Here is a 441-nt window from a genome sequence, read left to right on the forward strand (position 1 = left end):
TAATTGGGAATAATATAAATACTTTATTTAACGGAATGGAATGTATAAATTACTCTTTTTTTAGAGTGACAAGAGATGCAGATTTAGAATTAAAAGAACTTGAAGCTGATGATCTACTTTTAGCTGTTGAACAAAGTTTGGAAAAAAGAAGATTAGGTGGAGACGTAGTTAGATTAGAAGTGGAGTCAGATATGCCAGAAAATATTCTAAAGTTACTTATTGAAAGTATCTCAATACAGAAAGAATATATATACTTTTGCAAAAGTTTATTAGGCCTAGACGATTTAAATCAGCTTACAAAAATTGATAGAGATGATTTAAAAGAAAATCTACTAATTGGGAAAACTCACCCAGAATTAAAACATTTAGATTTGCCTTCAAACAAAAACCCTAATTCTATTTTCAAAATACTTAGGAAAAAAAAATATTCTGCTTCATCAT

At 27.7% G+C, this 441-nt stretch carries 1 pseudogene; it reads left to right on the top strand.

Annotated elements, in window-relative coordinates:
* A pseudogene (locus AMO19_RS01960) lies at nucleotides 1-441 on the top strand (RNA degradosome polyphosphate kinase); the annotation flags it as partial.

Source organism: Prochlorococcus marinus, assembly GCF_001180245.1.
In the GTDB taxonomy this organism is placed as follows: domain Bacteria; phylum Cyanobacteriota; class Cyanobacteriia; order PCC-6307; family Cyanobiaceae; genus Prochlorococcus_A; species Prochlorococcus_A marinus_F.